At 35.2% G+C, this 23475-nt stretch carries 26 protein-coding genes; all 26 read left to right on the forward strand.

Features of this window, described 5'->3' with window-relative positions; genetic code table 11:
- Positions 1-48 precede the first annotated feature (48 nt).
- The 26 genes from essA (at position 49) to secG (ending at position 23289) form a co-directional block, all read left to right on the forward strand.
- Positions 49-519, forward strand: a complete 471-nt coding sequence (gene essA, locus RSC39_RS11040) for a type VII secretion protein EssA (protein WP_332537189.1) — start codon at positions 49-51, stop codon at positions 517-519.
- Positions 520-526: 7 nt separating this feature from the next.
- The gene (locus tag RSC39_RS11045; protein WP_332537191.1) at positions 527-790 is read left to right on the forward strand and encodes an EsaB/YukD family protein; all 264 of its coding nucleotides are present in this window, start codon (positions 527-529) and stop codon (positions 788-790) included.
- Complete coding sequence (essB, locus tag RSC39_RS11050; RefSeq protein ID WP_332537194.1) at positions 787-1902, forward strand: type VII secretion protein EssB; 1116 nt, start codon at positions 787-789, stop codon at positions 1900-1902. The genes RSC39_RS11045 and essB overlap by 4 nt, the downstream gene beginning before the upstream one ends.
- A 9-nt stretch (positions 1903-1911) precedes the next feature.
- Positions 1912-6417 (forward strand): type VII secretion protein EssC, encoded by a 4506-nt coding sequence (gene essC, locus RSC39_RS11055; RefSeq protein WP_332537196.1) that lies wholly within the window; start codon positions 1912-1914, stop codon positions 6415-6417.
- Positions 6410-6874, forward strand: a complete 465-nt coding sequence (locus tag RSC39_RS11060) for a DUF4176 domain-containing protein (protein WP_332537198.1) — start codon at positions 6410-6412, stop codon at positions 6872-6874. The genes essC and RSC39_RS11060 overlap by 8 nt, the downstream gene beginning before the upstream one ends.
- A gap of 4 nt (positions 6875-6878) precedes the next feature.
- Positions 6879-7256, forward strand: coding sequence for a DUF4176 domain-containing protein (locus RSC39_RS11065; protein WP_332537200.1), 378 nt, complete (start codon positions 6879-6881; stop codon positions 7254-7256).
- Positions 7253-7564, forward strand: coding sequence for a hypothetical protein (locus RSC39_RS11070; RefSeq protein WP_332537202.1), 312 nt, complete (start codon positions 7253-7255; stop codon positions 7562-7564). The genes RSC39_RS11065 and RSC39_RS11070 overlap by 4 nt, the downstream gene beginning before the upstream one ends.
- Before the next feature lie 9 nt (positions 7565-7573).
- Positions 7574-7843, forward strand: coding sequence for a hypothetical protein (locus RSC39_RS11075; RefSeq protein WP_332537204.1), 270 nt, complete (start codon positions 7574-7576; stop codon positions 7841-7843).
- Positions 7840-9900 (forward strand): T7SS effector LXG polymorphic toxin, encoded by a 2061-nt coding sequence (locus RSC39_RS11080; protein ID WP_332537206.1) that lies wholly within the window; start codon positions 7840-7842, stop codon positions 9898-9900. The genes RSC39_RS11075 and RSC39_RS11080 overlap by 4 nt, the downstream gene beginning before the upstream one ends.
- A gap of 10 nt (positions 9901-9910) precedes the next feature.
- Positions 9911-10450, forward strand: coding sequence for a hypothetical protein (locus RSC39_RS11085; RefSeq protein WP_332537208.1), 540 nt, complete (start codon positions 9911-9913; stop codon positions 10448-10450).
- Positions 10451-10483: 33 nt separating this feature from the next.
- The gene (locus tag RSC39_RS11090; protein ID WP_332537210.1) at positions 10484-10741 is read left to right on the forward strand and encodes an Imm59 family immunity protein; all 258 of its coding nucleotides are present in this window, start codon (positions 10484-10486) and stop codon (positions 10739-10741) included.
- Between the two features lie 15 nt (positions 10742-10756).
- Positions 10757-11050 (forward strand): hypothetical protein, encoded by a 294-nt coding sequence (locus RSC39_RS11095; protein WP_332537212.1) that lies wholly within the window; start codon positions 10757-10759, stop codon positions 11048-11050.
- 4 nt (positions 11051-11054) lie between these two features.
- The gene (locus RSC39_RS11100; protein WP_332537214.1) at positions 11055-11312 is read left to right on the forward strand and encodes an Imm59 family immunity protein; all 258 of its coding nucleotides are present in this window, start codon (positions 11055-11057) and stop codon (positions 11310-11312) included.
- Positions 11313-11318: 6 nt separating this feature from the next.
- Complete coding sequence (locus RSC39_RS11105; RefSeq protein WP_332537216.1) at positions 11319-11714, forward strand: hypothetical protein; 396 nt, start codon at positions 11319-11321, stop codon at positions 11712-11714.
- A gap of 122 nt (positions 11715-11836) precedes the next feature.
- Positions 11837-12295, forward strand: coding sequence for a hypothetical protein (locus RSC39_RS11110; RefSeq protein WP_332537218.1), 459 nt, complete (start codon positions 11837-11839; stop codon positions 12293-12295).
- A gap of 72 nt (positions 12296-12367) precedes the next feature.
- Complete coding sequence (esaA, locus tag RSC39_RS11115; RefSeq protein WP_332537220.1) at positions 12368-15142, forward strand: type VII secretion protein EsaA; 2775 nt, start codon at positions 12368-12370, stop codon at positions 15140-15142.
- A 107-nt stretch (positions 15143-15249) separates the two neighbouring features.
- Positions 15250-15696 (forward strand): ASCH domain-containing protein, encoded by a 447-nt coding sequence (locus tag RSC39_RS11120; RefSeq protein WP_332537222.1) that lies wholly within the window; start codon positions 15250-15252, stop codon positions 15694-15696.
- 82 nt (positions 15697-15778) lie between these two features.
- Complete coding sequence (locus RSC39_RS11125) at positions 15779-16105, forward strand: heavy metal-binding domain-containing protein (RefSeq protein WP_063281322.1); 327 nt, start codon at positions 15779-15781, stop codon at positions 16103-16105.
- 160 nt (positions 16106-16265) lie between these two features.
- Complete coding sequence (locus RSC39_RS11130) at positions 16266-17933, forward strand: formate--tetrahydrofolate ligase (RefSeq protein ID WP_332537226.1); 1668 nt, start codon at positions 16266-16268, stop codon at positions 17931-17933.
- Positions 17934-18059: 126 nt separating this feature from the next.
- Positions 18060-18635, forward strand: coding sequence for a C40 family peptidase (locus RSC39_RS11135; RefSeq protein ID WP_332537228.1), 576 nt, complete (start codon positions 18060-18062; stop codon positions 18633-18635).
- Positions 18636-18778: 143 nt separating this feature from the next.
- A complete protein-coding gene (locus RSC39_RS11140) occupies positions 18779-19627 on the forward strand; it encodes an amino acid ABC transporter substrate-binding protein (protein ID WP_332537230.1) in 849 nt (282 codons plus the stop codon).
- A gap of 268 nt (positions 19628-19895) precedes the next feature.
- Positions 19896-20783, forward strand: coding sequence for an amino acid ABC transporter permease (locus RSC39_RS11145; protein WP_332537232.1), 888 nt, complete (start codon positions 19896-19898; stop codon positions 20781-20783).
- Between the two features lie 11 nt (positions 20784-20794).
- Positions 20795-21547, forward strand: coding sequence for an amino acid ABC transporter ATP-binding protein (locus RSC39_RS11150; protein ID WP_021037081.1), 753 nt, complete (start codon positions 20795-20797; stop codon positions 21545-21547).
- A 1-nt stretch (position 21548) separates the two neighbouring features.
- On the forward strand, positions 21549-21776 hold the full coding sequence (locus tag RSC39_RS11155) for a DUF4059 family protein (protein ID WP_011675891.1): 228 nt from the start codon (positions 21549-21551) through the stop codon (positions 21774-21776).
- 197 nt (positions 21777-21973) lie between these two features.
- Positions 21974-22900, forward strand: a complete 927-nt coding sequence (gene trxB / locus RSC39_RS11160) for a thioredoxin-disulfide reductase (RefSeq protein WP_332537235.1) — start codon at positions 21974-21976, stop codon at positions 22898-22900.
- Between the two features lie 140 nt (positions 22901-23040).
- On the forward strand, positions 23041-23289 hold the full coding sequence (gene secG / locus RSC39_RS11165) for a preprotein translocase subunit SecG (protein WP_011675893.1): 249 nt from the start codon (positions 23041-23043) through the stop codon (positions 23287-23289).
- Positions 23290-23475 lie beyond the last annotated feature (186 nt).

Consider the following 23475-nt stretch of genomic DNA (forward strand, 5'->3'; position numbering starts at 1 on the left):
TCTAAATAAGACGCTGGCTTTTCTGGCGTCTTTTTATTAAGAAAAAATATGAATAAAAAAATTTTTCCGTTTACTGTACTGCTTGTAAGTCTAAATTTAGTAGTAGGAATAAAAAGTTATGCTGATGATGACGGTAATCTACAGCTTAATTCTAATATTATTACTAATTCTGACGGAGGTCTAAGTTCAACAAAAGATTTTCCGATTCGTAATGAACTTTTTACTCCTAAAATAAATCAAGTTGTAAAAGAACAGATGCAAGATAAAGTAATTGACCACAAAAAATCATTAGACTTTTCTAAAAAAGATGAAAATAATCTCTATGGTGCAAATACAGATAAAGTTGTAAAGGTATTATTTACGAATTATAATCCACAAATAATTAGTTCTAATTCAGAAAATCAAAGCTCCCAATCCACTATCTGGTATTGGGTTGTTTGCCTTGGAGCGATACCTTTAACAGTATTGGCAGTAATATTAGGTCAAAAAAGAGCAAAAAGAAATTTAAAGAAAAAGTAGTGAGTATATGAATACACGAATTGATATTAGTATTGAGTTTATGGGGCAACAAATTGATTACCAGATACCCACAGAGGTTACTTTTGGTCGATTAACGGAGTTGATGCATCAAGCACTCAAAGGTTCAAGATTACCTCAAAATTGGACTTTAGAATTAAAAAATAAAAAAATTAAAATGGATGATACGGATTTAATAAAAGATTTACCAATAGGAAGCGGTGATGTATTTAGTATTGTTCCTATTAATGAAAACACAGGAGTAGATGAATGAAAATATCTAATGGAAAAGAACAACTAGAAGTAGAAAGAAGTCAAACATTATTTAAGGTGAAGCTTTTAAGGACGCAGTTTAAAGATTCGGCGCTTAATGAACTTCCAGAAACATTTGAAATTACGGAAGAGGAAGAAGCTGTTGAAATTTCCTACAAACTACCAGAAAATTCAATTAGCTTAAATTCTGCTATGCACAGTGCAAAATCACGTTTGGATAAATTAAAACTGGCTCAAAAACTCTCTGTTCTTACTTCTTTGAGTGATCGATATACCATTCCGTTTCTTCACCCAGAAAATATATTTCTTGAAGGAGAGGAGCTTTTCGTTGTACATTTTGGTTTAAAAGATTTAATTACTCCCGTAGAAATGTCTCAAGATGAGTTTTTGAAATTATATAAGGCTTTAATTTTTAATATTTTTCATCCCAAAAATTCTTTTGAATCTTTTGTTTCTTCGACTCAATCAGTTAATGATAAATTTGGACAACGAGTGAATGAATTTGAAGATTTAAAAGAGTTAAGTAGTTTTATCAACCGAGAAGTAATTAAAGAAACAACGAAGGTCAATCAAAAGCAAGTCGCTGTTTCCAAAGGAAACTATTGCTTCTTTAAATATTTTGGAATCTCTGCTATTGTCATCACTCTTGTTTTAGCTTGGTTTACCTACTCTTACTATAATAATAACAAGAAACAAAATGCTATCATTAACGCGCAAACTGATTTTTTGACTAACAATTACGCAAAAACTCAGATGGACTTGAAAACATATTCTCCAAAGCAATTGCCAAAATCCGCTCGCTATATTTTGGCTGTGAGCTCTGTAAATTTATCCGATTTGGCTAGAACTCAGAAAGACACAATTTTGAATAGTGTTTCGACAAAATCAGACGATAATTCTCTAAACTACTGGGTTTATTCAGGAAGAGGAGATTTTAATCAAGCCTTAAATCTCGCTCAAAATTTAGGAGATAATCAGTTAACGCTTTTAGCCTATACTAATCTTTACGAAACAACCAAATTAAACACAAGTATGAATGGGGCTAAGAAACAAGAACTCTTGGATGACTATAATAAGAAAATCCAAGAATTAACAAAAAGTCTTGGAAAATAAGGGGAGTGTATGAGTGAGACAGGATTCGAGATTATTGAAGATACAAAAGAGCAACAGCTTTTTTTAGATAATCGATTAAACGCTGCAGATGTTGTGTTTGTGATTTATCTTTTAGGAGAAAGAGTCCAAAAAATTACTTTGTCAGAACATCGACCTTCTGTTAATTTTTCAGATAAGATTTTTAGTACCTTTAATGATGAGTTGTTTATTAATGGGAATACCATTTCACTAGGATATTCTAAGTTAGAAAATCTAGATGATTTAGAAGTATTGGTCATCTCTCCACAAACAGCTGAAACAACGTTCTTTATTATAAATGAAAAAGACCATTTCATTATTGGACCAGATAAACTTGCTACTTTTAACACTAAAAGTGATGGTCAAGTTGTTATTCATGAAAATAGTCTAAGTATAGATGTAAAACAGGATTTTTTGTATCTCAATAATCAGTCTATAAACGGTCATCAGTTTATTGAAAAAGTAAAAACAGGTTTTCAAATTTTAAGTCCAGATTATCTACTTGAAAAAAGAGATAGGCAATGGAAAATCACCATTTTCTCTAATCAAGTAAGCTTTGCTAAAAAGAATTTTTTGAAGCAAAATCAAACAATAGAATTTCCCGAAGATTTTCCAAAATATCGTAGAAGCCCCAGACTTCATTTAGAAGCACCCGAGGATAAATTTAAAATCCAAAAAATTGAGGCAGCTCAAAAAGCTGGTAAAAATGAAATTTTAAAAGCGATTTTACCTCCTATTGGAATGTTAGCAGTTACAGGAGCTACAAGTGTTCTTTCAGGACGTAATCCTTTAATGATGCTAGGGATGGGATTTATGAGCATCATTACCACCGCTTTTACAGTTTCTCAATATGTTAATGAGAAGAAAGAACGAAAACTCGAAGATAAAAAACGTCAAGAAAACTACGATTTTTATCTCATCAATATTAATGCTGAAATTGCTAAAAAATATGAAGAAGAAGCAGAAATATTAAATTTTAAAAATCCTTCACCAACTGCTCTGGCAGAAATGCTTGCTACGTATAATTCGCGAATTTATGAACGAATGACAAACAACAAAGATTTCTTAGAAATTTCTTTAGGAATAGGAAATCAATCTTCAAATTTAAAGATTGAATCAGATACTAATGACCGCGACAATGATGAAGATAGTAATAGAGTGAAGAAACTTGTTGAATATTATTCAACTCAACGTGATGTTCCAGCAACAATAAATATAATGTCTCAGACCTTGGGACTTGTTGGGAGTTACTCTGTTCTAAAAACAGCTCTTTCAAATCTTTTGCTCCAAACAGCTTTTTTCCATTCATATCGTGACGTCAACTTTATTAGCCTTGTTCCAGAAAAAAGCTATCGTCAAGATTGGGCAAGTTGGCGACTTCTTCCACACTACAAACTTCAAGAGTTAGGAATGAGAGGGCTCATTCATGATGCCAGAACACGAGATATTGTTTTAAGTAGTTTTTATCAACTCCTAAACAAACGTAAGCAAGTTTTACAGGAAGCTGGAAAAGAAAAGCCACAATTTTCTCCTCACTATGTATTATCAATATTGGACGATTCTTATTTAGCAGGGCATGGAATCAACGAATTTCTTGCAGAAGATATGAGCGATTTGGGAGTCACAGTTATTTGGGCTAAAGAAGATCAAAAACTTCTTCCAGAGACCGTAACAGCGCTTGTTGAATATAAAAATCAAAGTGCGGGTGAAATTATTAATGATAATAATATATACGTGGCAAAAGCTTTTGAACCCTACAGTGCTCTGCCAGAATTAGAAAATAATCTCCGCCAACTTTCTAATTTAGAACATGTGGAAGTAGAGAAGAATGCGATACCTGAGAGTCTTTCCTTACTTGAACAATATGAAGTGAAAACAATTGAAGACTTAAAAATCAAAGAACGCTGGGCAGAAGCCGAGCCAAATAAATCAATTAAATCCTTAATTGGTTGGCGAGGAAAACGAGAATACATGTATTGGGATTTACATGAACGTGTTCATGGTCCCCATGCCTTGGTCGGAGGGACAACAGGTTCTGGTAAATCAGAATTCTTGACAACTTATCTAATTGGACTTGCAATTAACTTTTCACCGGAAGATATTGGAATGTTGATTATCGACTGGAAAGGTGGGGGGATTGCTAATACACTTGCCGGTTTACCTCATTTTATGGGTTCAATTACCAATTTGGATGATGCAGGAACAGCACGTGCCTTGGCTTCTATCAAAGCAGAACTTGATAAACGGATGAAAGAATTTGCCAAGTATGGAGTTAATAATATCAATGGTTATATGAGTCTTTATAAACAGAGATTTAATCAAAAACCTGATGTTAACTATCCTGACAAACCAATTCCTCATTTGATTCTTGTTTCCGATGAGTTTGCTGAATTAAAATCTAATGTTCCAGAATTTCTTGATGAGTTAACTTCGGTTGCGCGTATCGGTCGTTCATTAGGGGTGCATTTGATTCTTGCAACGCAAAAACCATCAGGAGTTGTCAATGACCAAATTGAAGCCAACTCAACCAGTAAAATAGCCCTCAAAATGGCAAGTGAACAAGATTCAAATGAATTACTTAAAACTCATGATGCGGCACATATTACTCAACCAGGTCGTGGTTATCTAAAAGTTGGACAAAATGAAGTTTATGAGTTATTCCAATCTGGTTATGCAGGGATTCCTTATGATCCAGATGCTGTGCATGCAGAAAGTGTTGATGAACGAATTCATAAAATCACTGAATTGGGTCAAACAGAAATTGCTTATGATCCAGGAGAAGATATTGTTCAAGGACATGATGTGAGTGATTTACCAAGTCAATTAGAAGCAGTAATTGAAGGGATTGGAGAAGTCTTTAAAAGCTCTGAATTAATCTTACCTGCGAAGCCTTGGTTGCCAAATTTGGAGACACAGCTTGCTACGCCAAAAACAAAATTGAGTAAGAAAGTGAATACTAAAATTCCATTAGGCTTGCTAGATATTCCTAGTCAACAATCTCAAGAAGTTTATAACTACGATATTTCTCAATCAAGTCATACAGCAATTTTCTCAAGCCCAGGTTATGGTAAGTCAACTGTTTTACAAACAATCGTGATGAACTTGGCTAAACAAAATAGACCTGATAGTCTTCAATTTAATCTCCTTGATTTTGGTAATAATGGTCTATTACCGCTCAAAGATTTACCTCATGTAGCAGATATTGTGATGTTAGAAGAAGTTGAAAAACTTGAAAAAATGATGGAACGTTTATCGTCTGAATTGGCTAAGAGAAAACGTTTGTTCAAAAAAGTTGGTGTTGCTTCTTTGGCGCAATATGAGGCTAAAACAAAAGAAAAACTTCCTCTAATTATTAATATATTAGATAGTTATGATGGTTTAGCACAACAAAATCCTAAAAAAGAAGCAATTGATAATCTTTTAATTCAACTTTTACGTGAAGGTGCAGCTTCAGGGATTTATCTCATCTTGTCTGCTGGGCGAGTGGGGGCTGTCCGCATGAATATGACGGCTAATATTCAAACAAAATTTGCCCTCTACCTTAATGACGAATCAGAAGTAGTTACTGTTATGGGGCGTGACCGTGTAACACAAGCTGAAATTGCTGGACGTGGTCAAGTTGTGACGGATATTCCAACGGCTATTCAATTTTATCTTCCAGCAGAGGGGGAAAATGCCACGGAATTACTCGAAAATATCGAAAATGATGTGAATACTTTGAATCAATCATGGACTGGTGAGCGACCTGCAAAAATTCCAATGACACCAGAAGAACTTCCAATATCTGCCTTTGATAATCTTACAGAAGTTATTCAATGGTCAAAAGAAGAAAAACTTCCATTGGAAATGTCTTATCAAACGACAGATACTTTAGGATTCGTTCCAAAAGCACAACCTTATTTTCTATTTGCACCAATGGATGATGACCAAAACATGCTCTTCCAACAATTGTTGCTTCATCAAATCAATAAAATTAAAACAAATGTTTTATTAGTTGATTTTAATGAGAGTTTTGAAGAAACATTGACTGGTACAGAACTCCCTAATAATGTTTCATTGATTACGGACAAAGAAGATGCTAAAGAAATTCTTAATGGCATGGTCGGATATATGCAGTTGGCACGAAATCATGAACAAGGAGAACCAATGCTTCTTGTTATCAGTAATCTGCAAGATTTTGTACAAAAAACGAATATTAAAGCAGTCAACCTCGTTTCAGCCTTGAAAAATACCTATAAATCTGGTTTAGATATTCTTATCTTTAGTCCACATGAATATATTGCTAAGAGTTTTGATGAAATTTCAAAGGCGGTTCGTCAGTTGAAATTTACTGGTCTGATTGGTTCAAGAGCTTATGAAAGCCCGCTGATTAAAACACCAAGTCGTTCTAGTGAACCAGAACTCAATTTGCAAGATGCATACTTTGTTTTACGAGGGGGCTCTAGTTTCGATAAGATGAAACTTCCGCAATTTACGAAAGGGGAACAAAATGACTGAAAAAACTCCTACATTGTTGCCTCTAGGGTCTGCCGTTAGAATAAAAGATGATGATAGCTTGTATATCATTATCTCCAGAGGTTTTCAAAAAAAAGGTAAGGAAATCATTGCAGGATATGCAGGAGTTCCTCATCCCTACGGTCAATCCGCAAAATATAAAACAATCACAATTAGCTCACAAAATATTATTGAAGTTATCCAAAAAGGTTATGAAGATAAATTGGATGAAGAATTTGTCCAAACTCAACTTGGCAATGCTACTGATGCTCCAAAAACGATTACCAAGGTATCAACAGAAAATGAAAAAACTGTTTCTATTCCCACTCACACTCCTGCTGTGAAGCAAGTAGAAAAAGAAGGGGTAACTCCAAAAGCTGTGCCATTATCTAAAGATAATGCTCATCCTTATGACCCTTTTTATAACTTAAAACACAAATCAAACAATAAAGGAAAATAAAAAAATGACAGAAGAAAAAACACTTTTACCACTTGGAAGTATCGTAATTATTAAAGGTGCTCTTAAAAAACTCATGATTGTAAACCGGGCAAATGTTGTGGCAGACAAATATTTTGATTACGGTGCAATTCTCTATCCAGAAGGAATGATTGATGAGAATTTAGCTTATTTCAATCAAGAAGATATTTTAAAAGTTGTTTCTAAAGCATACTCAGATGATGACGATGAGTTAATGGTTGAACAATTGCTTCAAGCTAAAGAGGAGTATTTATCCTCTAAGCAAAATGAAGATGTAGAAGTTGTTTCTGAAGAAATTACAATTGATTTGGAGCAGGATGATGATCCTTTTGCTTCAGTTCTTGATATGGAGGAAAGTGAATGACCGATGATGAAAAACTCGCAAGAGTAAAAAAGATAAATAGCTATATGAATGAATTAAATACTCTCCGTTATTCGGTTTATAATTTAGATTTCACTCAATATAGATTGGCAGGAACCAATGATTGGGCAGGTGATGTTAAAAGTAACAAGTTTGATGAAGAGTATCATGAGGCTGCTTCGCAATTAGCCAAGGTAGACCCAGAAATTCAAGATGCTATAGCAACTTGTAAAAGCAAAATGTATAGTTTGGCTTGGTCAATTAAAGATGTTGCTAAAAAAGCTCAAGCACTTGCGATTGCAACATTTTAGGAGGAACTTATGTCACATCAAGAACTAGATAAGAGTGGCTATGAAACAGTCACAATGAATGTTGGAAAAATCGCTTCAGAAGTCGCCAATGTCCATAATGGATTGAATACAAGTGACTCACATCTGAAAGTTGACCATATCAAAACAATTTTCAAAATCTACGACGACCTCTCAAAGTTAATTGCTTCTTATGGAGATATGGTTGTTGAAGATTTAGAAGAATTTCGCCAAGTGGCTGTTAATATTGAACAGACGGATGCGGAGGCGAGTAAAAAATGAGTAATGATGAACTCTATTATGATGAGCTGACCAATCTTGCAGAACGTATTGCGAGTGGTCTGCAAAATCGAACGAAGCCCCTTGACCAGCTGAATCAAGCCCTCAATCAATTGGCGAGTACCAATAGTATAAAAGGGAAAGCCGCTGACTCGATGAAAGCCTATATTGGCGAAGTTCATTTAACTTTGATTCAAACATTAAGTCTAGCCCTCACTAACTATCAAATGGTTTTAGGAAAGTATGTTAAAGGCTATTTAGAGGTTGACGGGAATCATAATTTCAAACTTGTTCGCGAAGATTTAGAAGAACATCAAAAACAACTTGGTGACCACCGGTCGGACTTCACAGACCTTGCGTCTCAACTCAAGGCGATTTCGGATAAAGCCGAAGGAATTGTTTATCTAGGTGGTGCAGGAAGTTCTTATCTCAAAAATGTCGCTCAAAAAATGGATGACATGAAAAAGATTGCCAAAGACTTGATGGAGAAATGGGACAAACAGGAAGAAAAGGAGTCAGGATTTGACCAAATTCAAGACTTACTTGCCCAAACGCGAAGCCTACTAAAGAGTACGCTAAAGGTGCCCCGAGGCTATGACTATAAAGCAGGAAGTTTTAGTGGTTTGATGAGCAAAGACTTTATCAATGCTCTTCAAACTAATGCCTCTTATGCTATGGATAGTAAGAATCAGAAAGAGTTTAAGGATGATTGGACCAGTATCAATAAAGACTATACCAAAGACCAAGAGCGACTTGCCAAAGCAGCAGAGAAGAAAGCCAAAGAAGAAGGAATTTGGGGCTTAATCCTAGATACGGCTCAAATTGTTGTAGGGACTGCAATGGTCGTAACTGGCGTTGGTGCTCCCTTTGGGGCAGTGCTTATCGTTGGGGGATTGAATAGTGCTATTAACCATGCTTCGATGGCAACGACAGGTAAAGGTTTTAATCTTGCTGGGATGGTCAGTGACCAGGTTGGAAAATGGTATAATAATAGTGCAGGCAAATGGCTAGGAAATGATGGTGTCGGTGGATTCGTTAATGGATTTGCCAAAGGTGCTGGAAGCATGGCTTCTGGAATGGCACAATTGAACGTCTATGATTTAGGCAAAGGAGCTTATACTCTTGCGACCAACTCCACTGCTCAGCAACAAATGCTAAAAGGCTTAGGAAATTATTGGAACCAACTCCGAAGTGGCAACATGGAAGTTTATGGTGAAACAGTCTTTAATGTAGTGAGCCTTTTCGTTGGAGGAGCAGAAATCAAGGGAGCGGCGAATGTTGCCAAAGCCTCTGAGGCAGATAGCTTGCTTTCAAAAGCTGGACTATTTACCAAAACCTTAGGTAAATCAGGTTTGAGCAATGCGAAAAATCTAGCAACGATGCCGGGACGTGCCTTAGACAATATTGGGGATATTTTTGAAGGAAAAGGTCCAAATTATGCTTTTGCACACGCAGGCGGAAGTGAGTCGGTTCTTAATAAAATTGGTAGAGAAGCTGATGCCTTACCTAAGAATGATGTTCAGAAGAATTTCAATAAGGTTATGAGCGAAGAAAAATTGGGAGCTGGAGTTTCTAGCACTTTTGAAGCAGGGAAAGGTTCCAAAAATACTCTTAACGCTTTTCTTAAAGAAAATCCTACGGCAAGTGTGGACGATTACTACGAATTAGTAAAAGAGCAATCTCCTTGGCCCAAAAATTATATTCCAGAAAAAATCAGCATGAAATCAGGAGATAGCTTTGAAATGGCACTTTCCACGATGCAAAAACCTACAAGTCCAGGAGGGTTTGCTACTTCTTCAGGTTCTATCGAAAATATTGACTATGTCAGAAATAACCTTGCTGTGAAAGTGGGATGGAAAGAAGACGTTGGAAAAGTAGTGCAATATAGAGTAAAAGATGGTATGGAATTGCCTGCGTTGGAAGGAACTGTTGGTCCTCAAATAGACCTAAAAGTAGACCAGTATTTACCTGGGGGAGGAAAGCAGTTTCAATTTGTTCTCCCTGAGGGGAAAACACTTATGGATTATGTAGATATTGTGTCAATTAGAAGTATTAAATAAAGGAAAAAAGATGATTGAAAATTTAGAATTTTTAAACAATGTGGTTAGTTGGGAATACAAAGGGGATAGTGTCCAAAAAAAATTAAATAATATTATTTTTGTATCTGAGGACTCAACGAACGGCTACATTAAAATCGAAACTGGCGAAAATTTCGTAACGGATTTAGTATATTATTTTAGCTATACCGGAAAAATATTATTAGAATATAATTTGAAAACTGGCGAAATAATTTGGGAGAAGGGGAAGAAAGAACGAAGAGCTAAGCTGTATAATTTAGAAAATGTAAGTTATTTTCCTCAAAAAAATATGACGTTAGCGATATATGGAGAAAATACAGATATTCAAGTTTATGATAAAGATGGTAATATAGTTATTGCTTTTAAGGCTCCAAAATATTTTAAATTAGAATATTTTCAAGAATTTTCTAATTATGTCACTGTTGTGGGTACAGGAAGTATGGACCAAGCTGATAAATATGGAAGAACATCATATAACTTTAAGCTAAATTTTGAGGACGATATTTTAGAAAAAATAGATATATCTTATTGATATTTATACTTTTATACTCAAATATTCATTGACATGAAAATTAAAGAACTTAGAGAATACGTTGAAGATAATAATCCTTATAATGAACTATTTAGTATATTATCTTCTTCATCTCTTACCAGTGACCAGTTGAGATTGGACTATAAAAACAATCAATACAGTGTCTACATGACTAGTGAAAAAGCAACTGCCGAAGGAGTTCAATACTTTGATGAAGAACCACAAGCAGTTGATAATTTCCGAGTAAGGTGGGAAGCTGGGTTAAGAGCGGTTAAAAGGAGACAAGTCTAATTAATAATGGCAGAAATGAATATTAATGAATTGAAAATATATGTAAAAAATACCAATCCTTACAATTTTCCAGTAAGTATTCTGGAAGATAAATTTATTACAAATGACCAGATGAGAATTGATTTGGAGAATGGGAAATATAAACTTTCAAGTCTAAATGAAAAGGCTCATGATGATAGTCCGATATTTTTTGATGACGAAGAAAAGGTTGTTGCATTATTCAAAAAAATGTGGGATGCGGGGATAAAGTCCTGTGAGTCCGATTTAGAAGACAGCAGAAAAATTATGGAAAAACTCAATAACAAATAAAGAGATGTTTATCAGAGACCTTAAAGTATATATTGAAGATAATAATCCTTATAATGAACCATTTAGTATATTATCTTCTTCAGCTCTTACCAGTGACCAGTTGAGATTGGACTATAAAAACAATCAATACAGTGTTTACATGACTAGTGAAAAAGCAACTGCCGAAGGAGTTCAATATTTTAATGAAGAACCACAAGCAGCTGATAATTTCCGAGTAAGGTGGGAAACTGGGTTAAGAGCGGCTAAAAGGAGACAAGTCTAATTAATAATGACAGAAATGAAAGTAATTAATGAAGATAGACTCTCTCAATTTTTTGTACTATCAGATGGTATAAACTATGAGTTAAAGTGGGATGATTCTCGACTAACCACACATATCAAGGAGATTAATAAAGAGGATTACAGTGCATATCTTTCAGGTGAGAGAACGGGGGAGGAGTTGATGCATAAGGCCTCTTACGGTGTCTGGCCAGCCATCCAAGAAGCACAAGATAAAGTAAAAAAAGAGCGAGCAGAAAAGCGACCTATTGTACTTATTTCCAATCCTAAAAATCAAAAACTATTTTCACAAGAAGAACTCGAAAAACTTATTCCACTAGCAGAAAAAGCATGGATAGATTGGAAAGGAAAACTCCCTGACAATTATGTTTCTCCAATCAACTGAATTTCTGTCTTCTAAAATATCCGAAGCTCGACAATTCATGAAGTAATCAATGGGAAAGATACAGTTGTTGCAATATATGATATTGAACCGATGACAAATGAAGGAAGCTGGATAGATTTAAGATGATTAAGCAATATAAAAAAGAGGGGAGTTATATTACGTTTCTACCTACAGGTAAAGAATATCCTCTAGTTGGATTTTCGGAAGGGTATGGAATAGTGGAAAATGATTCCAAATACCTTGATTATGGTTTTGTTTTAAGAAAAAATTTAAGAAACCAAGAATATTACCAACTACTGATTAATAATTCTGACAATCTAAAGGTAGTTATCAATGCCTACGATTTGTATTATGAAGCGGTTTATAAAGGAGAACGATTTAGAGCAGATATTTCTACTTATCCGCAGGTTACTTTATTTGCAGGAACAAATGATTATGGTGCAGCAGCTAAAACAAATATTGAAGGATTTGAACTTGAAGTTGGGTGTTGGGTCAAGGATGTTGATATTTCAAAATTAGAAATAATCCCTGTAAAAGAGCCAATTGATTTAACTAGATTTTTACCTTCATCAAATAATTGAATCGGTTGATTATGCTTTAAGATAGTCATGTTTTTGCGACTATTCATAGTATTTTAAACAAGGAAAAGCAGTATGAAAAATAAAACAAAAATAAAAAAAGCCTCAACTTCTGAGAATAAATTTGAAAAGAAAATGAGAAAGTTTCGTCTGATTTCATCAGGTGTTATAATTTTTCTTTTGATTTGTTCGGTCGGTTTCTTCGTACTATTGAGTAAAAACCTTCAAAAGAAGACAGAGACAGTTAAACCAACAATAGCTTTAGTTGATGAGGATGAATCGGGAAATTTTAATAGTACAAATTATAATTTTGGAGAATCCTTTGTAAAACTCGTGTCAAATGATAGTAAATATAATTGGCAGGTGGTTTCGCGGTCGGTAGCGGATCGTGCTTATGCTGATGGTTCTGTACAGGGAGTAATTTATCTTCCACAGAATTTTACGCATAATATTTTGACGCTACAGGCGGTTGACCCACAAAAAGCAGAAGTAGATTACAAGGTATTGAACTCTAAGTCAGAGTTGACTGATAATCTTTTACAAAATAAGATTGTTAGTGTACTCCATGATTTTAATAGTTCAATTGTAAAAATGTACTATGCTTCGGTTGCAGGAAATGTCGCGAATGCTCAAACTAATATGGGAGATGTTGTTACAAGTCAGGGAACGATTTTAACGAATCTTAAAGATAAGGTTTCTAGTCCCTTTAAAACGACAGATGAGTCTTACAGTTCAGTTGTTTCACAAGCCAATGGTTTAAAATCAACAAATAACAGTTGGGTTGAAGCACAAAATGGTTTTACAAAGTCAGTAACTGGAATGTTGGACAGTAATAGTTCATCTTTTAGTGGAACTCTACCTGATTTAACTGAGTTTTTCGATAATCAAAATAAAATAGCTAATGTTAACATAACAAATGCTAATAAAGGAATAACGGATCAAGCTGATTCAGATAGCTCGGAATACTATAAACAATATACTGCTGCTTATGAAAAAGCACTTGAAACGATGAAAAAGTTTGATGACAAAGATGAAACGGGTCATGAGATTGGGGCATACGCAAGTTTAAAAGATCAGATTGTTGGTTATAATAATTTAATTAGTGATGTAAGAGATGATCTTGATAGCCAAATCACTAATTTGGAGAATAATCAAAGTGATCTTTTAACGCTAGAAAAAAGTTTATATTTGAAATTTTTTAATGCGGATGTCAACCCAACAGTAGATAATACTGACTTCACCTCTAAGGCAACTGATGATAATGCGAGGGTTGCCATGGGAAATATGTTAAGTGCCTCTTTTGGTAAAACTGATAACTTAAAAGACACTTCATATACAAGCACAATAAAAGAACTCTTAAATAATTCAAATAATCCTTCTTTGAGTATTTCTGTTGATGTGGATGACTATAAAGATTTCTTTGACACACTTGTAGCTAATGGTTCTATGACATTTGCTCAAAGACAAAAATATGAAGATGAACTTAGTGTTCTCAAAAATTATGCGACGGATTATGCTATAACAACTCCTAAGGTTGATTTTACCTCAGCACCTACTGTGAATGATACCGAGCAGAAGGTGACAAAGACTTTAAAAATTGTTGTGCCAGCTGGGGAAAAATATACTTTAAGTTATCAAACTAGTGGTATAGATCGTGCAGATGTAATATTTGATGAAAAAAACTCCTCAGGGACGGGGTTAGATTTTACTAATCCTGACTCTATTGTCTTGGACAACACAGCTTCGACAAGCTCAAAGGAGACTTATACTGTTGCTTATGATGTTAATTTGAAAGCAAATTCTGTAGGAAGTCTGATTTTTAACTGGGGAGCAGATTCTTCTAAAGATGAATTCTACATGAAGCCAGCTAATAGCATCTCTGAGTACGTGGGTAAAGATGAATTCAGTGATATTACTCATCTTTTAAATAATATCGAGACAGCTAGTACTTTGATTGCTTACTTATATGGTGCACCTGGTGCAACATATAGGAATATGATGAATATTCAAGATTTCCCAGGTACAGCGGATGAAAAGTCTGTTTATAAAATGTATGGAAATATGGACCAAAGTGATATTGCCAGTCGTCTAGATGGACAGGATATTAAAAAGTTCCTTGATAGTGCTAATAGTAATATCAAATCTGTTACTGATACTCTAGCAAGTTTGAAGACGACGATTGCAAGTCTTAAAAATGATAAACAACAGTTAACAGATAATCTGCCAAGTGATTATTTTAGTAAGGTTTCGGAAGATTTGAATAGTTGGTATGAGCAAACTATGAAAGATATTGACAGTCAATATAAGTCTTGGACAACTAATGATACGAAATCGCTTCAGGAAAAAACATGGTCTGAATATAAAGAAGGAGAGGCAGCTCTTTATACGGATAAGAGTGGTAGCGACTCACTTTATAAAACTATTTCTAGTTTAGTGACTTCTACGGCTAAAGAATCCAAAGATACAGCTTCTAGTGCTCAAGTTATTAAGAGTAACGCAGACGAATTTACTCAAATGGTAACACAAGTGACGAACACACAAAACTCGGCAAAAGAAGTTATCAATAATACTGACAGTTTATTGAATAATGGGACAAGTGATTTGAAAGACAGCAAAAAATATTTTGATAATTTTTCAACGGTACTTTCAAATACTCGAACGAGTAATGTAGATTCTAATAATATTTTTGATTTCTTTGCTAAACCTTTGACGGCAACAAACCAAACACCAAAAGTAAACAAGCTTGTAAAAAGTTTTGATTGGCGTTGGGTATTGATTTTTGCTATAGGACTCCTTTTAGGTGTCTTAGGTAAAACTTGGGTAAGACCTAGAGTCAAAACAAAAGATTAAATAATAAAAAAGGGAGCTGTCCTCCCTTTTTTATAGTATTTGACAAAAATTTTGATATGATGGAATAAATTAGGAAATTAAGTTTTCCTTCAAACAAAGGAGAAAAGATGACTTACGAAAAATTTATTAAAGAATCAGGCTTAGCAGTCGAAAATTTTAGGTGGGCTTGGGCTTTTTGTAATGAGGTTGATGGTCCAATTACTGAGCCTGAACTAGCGGATGAATTATTAAACTTAGTTTTAGTGGGGAAAAAGAGTGCGACTGCAAGTTCTCTGGCTGATTATGGTGAAGATGAACCATTGCCAAGTGTTGATGGGAAGTTTGATATTTTATTAGATGGGAAGGGTCAACCAAGAGCCGCAATTAGGACTTCAAAAGTATATGTTCGAAAATTTTCTGAAGTGAGTGCGGAACATGCTTACAAGGAAGGCGAGGGAGACCAAAGTTTAGAATATTGGCGAGAAGTTCATCAGGATTTTTGGAATGGATTAGGCATCTATCAGCCGGATATGGATGTTCTTTGTGAAGAATTTGAAGTGCTCTACCAAAACTAGAAGTTTTAAATAAAAATTGTTGATTATTTTTAAAGTCGTGATATAATTATCTTAAATTTATGCTTTATGAAAAGAGGAATATATGGATGATATGCTTATTGTGACCACCAATGAAGTGGCTGGTTACCGAATTACAGACGTTTATGGGGAAGTTTTTGGCTTAACGACTCGTTCTCGGAATTTATTTTCAAGTGCAGGTCAACAAATGAAGACTGTTGTGGGTGGCGAAATAAATGGTTATACAAAGCTTCAACATGATACTCGTGAAACTTCGATTGGTCGAATGAAAGAAGAAGCGAAAGCAAAAGGAGCCAATGCGATTGTTGCCATGCGCTTTGACTCATCAACTTTCCAAAATATTGACTCTGTCGCTGCTTACGGAACAGCAGTTAAAATTGAGAAAATCTAAAGATTAGCTGAGGCTAGTCTTTTTTTATTTCCGAACAATTTTTGACCAAAGGAACTATATTAAATATTTTTGAGAGTAAATTATAGAAAATTTTGTTAGAATAATATTAAAATTAGTATGATTTAAAGAAAATTTAAGCTTATATTTTCAGAGGAGAATTATGAAAACAGATATTGAAATTGCCCAAGCTGCTGAAATTCAACCAATTACTAAAATTGCCGAAAAAATAGGATTATCTTTTGATGATATTGAACTTTATGGGAAATATAAGGCAAAAATTCCCTTAGATGTGCTGGAAAAGTTTGACGGGAAAACTGATGGGAAATTGGTTTTAGTGACATCTATTAACCCTACACCAGCGGGTGAGGGTAAATCGACGGTGACAGTGGGGCTTGCTGATGCCTTTGCCAGACAAGATAAAAATGTAATGGTTGCTCTACGGGAGCCATCTCTTGGTCCGGTCATGGGAATTAAAGGTGGAGCAGCTGGTGGTGGATTTGCTCAAGTTCTTCCAATGGAAGATATTAATCTTCATTTTACAGGAGATATTCATGCCATTACAACGGCTAATAATGCAATTTCGGCTTTTCTGGACAATTCGCTTCATCAAGGGAATCCTTTAAATATTGACCCACGAAGAATTATCTGGAAACGCGTGCTTGATTTGAACGACCGTGCTTTGCGTCATGTAACGATTGGACTGGGTGGACCGCTTAATGGGGTTCCTCGTGAGGATGGTTTTGATATTACGGTGGCTAGCGAAATTATGGCTGTTCTTTGTCTGGCGACTTCTATCAGTGATTTGAAAGAGCGTTTAGCAAGAATTGTCATCGCACAAAATTATGACCGTAAACCTGTCAGTGTCGGAGATTTAGGGGTTCAGGGGGCAATTGCAATGCTCCTAAAAGATGCCCTTAAACCAAATCTTGTTCAAACAATTGAAGGAACGCCAGCTTTAATTCACGGTGGACCTTTTGCTAATATTGCCCATGGATGTAATTCTGTTTTAGCAACAAAAACAGCACTTAAATTGGCTGATATTGTCATTACAGAGGCAGGATTTGGAGCTGACCTTGGTGGTGAAAAATTTTTGGATATCAAGACACGTCAGTTAGGGAAACAACCTGATGCTGTGGTAATTGTGGCTACGCTTCGTGCGCTTAAGATGCACGGTGGCGTTGATAAGAAAGAATTGACAAGTGAAAATGTCGAGGCTGTTAAAAAAGGTTTTGCTAATTTGGAACGGCATATCAAAAACATGCAAAGTTATGGCCTGCCAGTGATTGTAGCGATTAATCAATTTGCATCGGATACAGAGTCAGAAATTTCAACTTTAAAAGAACTGACAGAAGCTTTGGGTGTTTCAGTTTCACTAACTCAAGTTTTTGCTAAAGGTGGTGAAGGTGGTTTAGATTTGGCTGAAAAACTGTCAGAAATGTTACAAGCAAAACCTGATTTCCGCTATCTTTATGAGCTAAATCAACCCTTGTCAGTAAAACTTGACAAAGTTGTGACAGAAATTTATGGCGGTTCCAAAGTTAATTTATCTCCGAAAGCTAAGCGTCAGATGAGAGAAATTGAAGAAAATGGTTGGAATAACTTGCCGGTTTGTATGGCTAAAACGCAGTATTCATTTTCAGACCAAGCGAATCTATTAGCAGCTCCCGAAGGCTTTGAGGTTACAGTTCGTGAGCTGATTCCGAAAATCGGTGCTGGATTTATTGTTGCTCTTTTAGGAGATGTGATGACGATGCCAGGTCTGCCCAAAAATCCTGCTGCTTTAAAAATGGACGTGACTGATGATGGTAAAATCTCAGGATTATTTTAGAAATGGATTTCAAGGGATTTGTTACTGTAAAATTAAGTGTAAATTTTTTTGGTAACAAATTTACAAAAGATTAAAAGCTTGTAAAACCGCTTGTCAGGCGGTTTTTTTGTGTTATACTTGCTAACAATGTTGAAAAAAATAATTATTTCCGCAGCACTTATGGCAAGTTTTAGTGCTGCCATGATTGCTAATCCTGCAAAAGCAGATTCAGTATTTGAAGACAATGACGCGCAAAGTTCACTGACAGATCTGTCAGCAGCGACTAGTTCACTTGATGTTTTAACAAAAACAATGAATGAAACAGTCAGTGCCGTATCCAAAGTAGAAAAAACACAAAGTGTTGCCAAAGAAGTTCAATCACGAGCTGATAAGCTTGTAAGTACAGCTAAAAAATATATGGGTGTTCCCTATGTTTGGGGTGGAACTACACCAGCCGGCTTTGATTGCTCAGGATTCACAGGCTATGTCTATAGAGAAGTTTTAGGTAAAGAAATTGGTCGTACCACTTGGGACCAAATCGCAAGTGGCAAACAAGTAGCACTCGACCAAGCCAAAGTTGGAGATTTGATTATCTTTTACGGCGGGGACCATGTAGGAATTTATCTTGGAAATGGTCAGGTTATACATGCCCCGCAACCAGGAGAATCAGTTAAGATCAGTTCAGTTACCGATATGCCAGCTGATTTTGCCTTAGAATACTAAATATAATAGAAGAAAGTAATGATATATCGTTACTTTTTTTATTTGTTATTCTTATAGCCAAAAGTGGCTATAAGTTTTTTTTATGGCAAATTGGTTAAGTTCATGTTAAGATAGGTCTATCAAATTTTTAAAGGGGAACTTTTATGAGAACATCACTAAAGGTCACATTTGCTGCTCTTTCACTTATCGCTGCTGGAACTTTGGTTGCATGCTCCTCAGGTTCAAAAAAGACGTCAGATAATAAAACAACATCAATTGTAATTGCGACAGATGGTGCAACAAAACCATTTACTTATTCAGATAGTCAAGGAAATTTAACTGGTTATGATATTGAAGTCGCTCGTGCTGTTTTCAAAAAATTGCCGCAATACAGTGTGAAATTTCAAGCCACAGACTTTTCTGGAATTGCGCCAGGGATTGATTCTGGTCGATATCAAATGGGTGCTAATGATTTTGGTTGGGAAAAAAGCAGAGCTGAAAAATACTATTTCTCATCACCGCTTTCCAAATCTAATAACGCTGTTCTTGTGAAATCTGGAACTTATAAAACCTTGGCAGATTTGGCTGGAAAATCAACAATTGGTAATCCAGCTTCGAATTATACAAAATCAATTCAAGATTGGAACAAAGCCAATCCAGATAAACAAATTAAAATTAGTTACTCAGCAGATTCCACTTCTATTAATACTCGTTTCACACAAGTAGAATCAGGTAAGATTGATTTCATGCTTTATGATAAAATTTCTTTACAGTCAGCTGTTAAAGAACAAGGATTTGATAATCTAAAAATTGAAGATATCAGTATGGATACTGGCGATGCTGAACATGACGGTTATGAATATTTCCTTTTCGGTAAAGATAAAGAAGGGCAAAAGCTTCAAAAAGATGTGAATGGAGTATTAGCTAAAATGCAAGCTGATGGTAGCTTGGCTAAGATTTCTAAGAAATATCTTGGTGGAGATTTCGTCCCAAAAGCTGAGATGTTTAAATAGACAGTTCTGACGAACAATCCTATTTTAATTCGCTCATTCTGTCAGTAAAATAAATGTTTTATAATTCATCAATTTACTGACAGCTCTGTTCGTAAAAAATAGGAGAAAAAAAGGCCAAAATTTTGTATAATAGTAGAAGTGATGGTCAGGTAAAAAATCGAGCCAATTAGTAAAAAGCATGATGCTAAGCTGATAAGCTCAAAAATTGCTAATAAACTCTGTCACTTTTTTACTGACAGAGTTTTGCCTATTAGAAAATTAAAATAATATGAAAAAAAACAAAAAAATAATTCTTGGAATTGCCTTACTTTTGGCACTTATCATTTTGCCAGCTCTTCCATTTCTCTTAATTAAAGGTCAGTACAACTTTCATGACTTTTGGACAATGTTTTTCACAAAGATTTTCAGTTGGTCAGCCTTTGTGGATGCCTTTGTACCAATTATTAAAATGATTCCATCTTCACTTGAAATGACAATCATTGCCATGATTTTTGGTTTGCTTTTGGGACTTATTCTTGCCTTAGTTCGTATCAATAAAATTCCTATTTTAAATCAACTTCGTGCTTTATTTGTCAGCTTTATTCGTGGAACGCCAATTTTGGTGCAATTATATCTTTCTTATACAGGGATTCCACTGATTTTAAAAGCAATTAATATGAACTATGGAACGAATTATAATGTGAACACGATTCCGGCAATGCTTTTTGTAATTGTGGCCTTTGCCCTTAATGAAGGGGCTTATAATTCAGAAACTATTCGAGCAGCGATCCAATCGGTAGATAAAGGGCAAATTGAAGCGGCTAAATCACTTGGAATGACGAATTTCCAAGTCTTTATGCGTGTCACTTTGCCAGAGGCGGCAACAGTTGCGACAGCTCCGTTAGGAAATGCTCTGATTGGTCTTTTGAAATCTACTTCACTCGCTTTCGTAGCGGGTGTGGTAGAAATGACGGCTCGGGCTCAAATTATTGGTGGATCAACTTTCCGACTGTTTGAAACTTATTTGGCCTTAGCCTTGGTTTATTGGCCAATCTGTATCATTTTTGAAATTTTGATTAGAACATTAGAACGCAAGTTGGACGTCAGAATGCCAAATGATAAACGTAAAAATCGTGCTCAAATTTCTTTGAGTAAAAATCCGTTTGACCAAGCATAAGGAGGGCTCTGATGATTAAAATTACAAATATAAGTAAAACATTTTCTGGCAATCAAGTTCTTGAAAATATAAGTTTGGACATTGAAGAAGGAGATGTCGTTGCACTCATCGGTGCTTCTGGTGCAGGTAAATCAACTTTTTTAAGAGCATTAAATGATTTAGAAAGACCTGATAGTGGTCAGATTGAAATTGATGATTTAAAGATTGATTACTCTACAATCACCAAACAAGAAGTGCTTGAATTGCGCCGTAAAACCGGAATGGTCTTTCAACAATTCAATCTTTTTGAGCGTCGGACGGCTCTTGAAAATGTGATGGAAGGTTTGATTCAGGTTAAAAAATTATCTAAAGCAGAGGCGACAGTAATTGCTGACGCCGAATTGGCTAAGGTAGGTTTGACAGACCGTAAAGATTACTATCCTAAATTCTTATCCGGGGGTCAAAAACAAAGGGTTGGAATTGCTCGAGCTTTAGCGATGGAACCAAAGCTCTTGCTTTTGGATGAACCAACATCGGCACTTGATCCTGAATTAGTTGGCGAGGTTCAAGAAGTAATTCTTAATGCCGCCAAAAATAAACAAACAATGGTTCTTGTCAGCCATGAAATGGACTTTGTTTATAATGTGGCGACAAAAGTACTTTTCCTTGAGCAAGGAAAAATTATAGAAGCAGGAAGTCCTAAAGAAGTATTTTACTCACCGAAGAATCCTCGTACACGAGAGTTTTTATCACGGCATGTCAAGAATTTAGAGGTCAATAACTAAAATGATGATTTTACAGTTTTATCTAAAAGGTTTACTAATTTCAGCCATCTTTGTTTTATTGGTGGGTGGGTTTTATGCTTTTACTTACCTAGTGAGAAATACAAAAAAACCATGGGCTGAAAGAAGAAATAGAATTTTTGATTTGATTTTGGTTGGGATATTAACAACACCAATTTTGAGTTTTGCCGTTTTAGGCGTTCTTGTAATTTTAAAAATTCGGGGCCTATGAATTTAATTTATTTTTTTAAATAAATCTAATTAATGGAAAAAAATCGTTTGACAATGTAAAATAAGGCTATAAGATTTTAGATATTAGAAAAAAGAGTTTTTAGATCTGATAAATGAAGAGCTCAAGTTTGCTTAAAAGCTAGCTTGAGTTTATAAATTTAAGGGGAGTTCTTTAGCTCTTAGAAAAGGGATTAAAAAATGACAGAAAAGAAATATGATGTTGTCATCATTGGTTCAGGCCCTGCGGGAATGACTGCAGCGATGTATACTGCTCGTTCTGAAATGAAAACTTTGCTTTTAGAGCGTGGTGTTCCTGGCGGTCAAATGAATAATACAGCAGAGATTGAAAACTATCCTGGTTATGAAACAATCATGGGACCTGAACTTTCAATGAAAATGGCTGAACCTTTGGAAGGTTTGGGAGTTGAAAATGCTTATGGTTTTGTGACTGGCATTGAAGATCATGGTGATTATAAAAAAATTATCACCGAAGATGATGAGTTCATCACAAAATCAATCATTATCGCGACTGGAGCTAATCACCGTAAGTTAGAAATTCCTGGAGAAGAAGAATATGGAGCTCGTGGAGTTTCTTATTGTGCCGTTTGTGATGGTGCATTCTTTAGAAACCAAGAAATCTTAGTCATTGGTGGTGGGGATTCGGCTGTTGAAGAAGCACTCTATTTGACTCGTTTTGGTCAATCAGTGACGATTATGCATCGTCGTGATAAATTACGTGCACAAGAAATTATTCAACAAAGAGCTTTTAAAGAAGAAAAAATCAACTTTATTTGGGATTCTGTTCCGATGGAAATCAAAGGAGATGATAAAAAAATTCAATCTGTTGTTTATAAAAATGTTAAAACAGGTGAAGTAACTGAAAAAGCTTTTGGTGGAATATTCATTTATGTAGGACTTGATCCAGTAGCTGAATTTGCTGGTAATCTTGGAATTACTGACGAAGCAGGTTGGATTATTACTGACGACCACATGAGAACAAATATCCCTGGTATCTTTGCCGTGGGAGACGTTCGTCAAAAGGATTTCCGTCAAATCACAACAGCAGTTGGTGATGGTGCTCAAGCAGCTCAAGAAGCTTATAAGTTTGTTGTTGAACTTGGATAAAATAAAAATTACTGACAAAGAAGTCAGTAATTTTTTGTTAAAGGATTCGGAATGACATTTAATAGAAAATATGGTAAACTGTAAGTAACGCAATTTTGAAAAAGGAGATTAGGCTCATCGCCTAAATAATTTATAAGACTATGGAAAAAGTAATTTATGACATTTTGCTTGTTGCAATGCTTGTTGTTTCAGCATTTATTATTATAGCGATTTTCATGCAACCTTCAAAACAAGATGGAGCGGCAGATGCTTTTTCTGGTGGAACGGGTGAATTGTTCGAACGTCGTAAAGCGCGCGGTTTTGAAGCTGTGATGCAGCGTTTTACAGCAATCATGATTGGTTTATGGCTAGTCATTGGATTTGCTCTTGTTGTTTTATCAACACGTTAAAATTGCGGGCTGAAAACAGTCCGTATTTTATTTTTTAAAATTGTGTTAAATGTTTCAATGTCGCAATTGTCAGTGGTAGAATTGATTCTATCAGCCAACTGGGTCTGATAAAATGATTAATACCACTGATAATCATTAGAATATTAGCTAAAAATCGAGCCAATATTTAAAAATATTATAATAAGA

This window comes from Lactococcus sp. (genome assembly GCF_036648155.1).
GTDB lineage: Bacteria > Bacillota > Bacilli > Lactobacillales > Streptococcaceae > Lactococcus > Lactococcus cremoris.